Raw genomic sequence first — 694 nt, 5'->3', positions numbered from 1 at the left:
CCACCATTTATACTTGTAAATCAACGTTTTGCAATCAAAAGCCTCGCCATCGTTGCGGGGTTTTTTGCGTCTTTTAGACCGAAGTCGTGCTCAAGGCGGCCATCTGATCAGCGCGTTTCGCGGCCTTGCGGACCTTGTCGATCTGGCCGGATGCGCAGGGCAATGAGCATCGCCATCTCGGCAAGCGGGTAGAAATACCGGTGCCCCTCGGGCAATCCATTGGGTAGTTGCGGCATGGAGGGCTTGTCCGTGCTGGCTAGAAGGCAACAGCCTACCGCTTGACGCTGTCTGGGCTATTGCCGGCATCCGTGGATGCAGTCCTTGGCGAAGTACAATCCAGGCATGGATATCTTCAAGGTTTTCACGCTCGAAGCTGCACACCGGCTCCCGAACGTGCCCGAAGGGCACAAGTGTGCGCGGTTGCATGGGCATTCCTTCCGTGTCGAGGTTCATCTGACCGGTGAGCCAGGAGCCGATACGGGATGGGTGATGGACTTCGGTGACGTCAAGGCGGCCTTCCAGCCGATCTACGACCAGCTCGACCACCACTATCTCAACGACATCGACGGGCTGGACAATCCGACCAGCGAACGGCTGGCGATCTGGATCTGGGAGCGGCTCAAGCCGACGCTCCCGCTACTTTCGGAGATCGTAGTGCACGAGACTTGTACCTCCGGGTGTCGCTTCCGAGGGG

General features: G+C 58.6%; 1 protein-coding gene. It reads left to right on the top strand.

Annotated features, from left to right (window positions below):
* Nucleotides 1-342: 342 nt before the first annotated feature.
* A partial coding sequence (gene queD, locus ACFPPB_RS20355; protein ID WP_377330493.1) for a 6-carboxytetrahydropterin synthase QueD occupies nucleotides 343-694 on the top strand: 352 nt, incomplete at its 3' end.

The organism is Rhodanobacter terrae (assembly GCF_042657005.1).
Lineage (GTDB): Bacteria > Pseudomonadota > Gammaproteobacteria > Xanthomonadales > Rhodanobacteraceae > Rhodanobacter > Rhodanobacter terrae.
The sequence above is the reverse complement of the archived record's forward strand: the minus strand, read 5'-3'. Positions and strand labels throughout refer to the sequence as shown.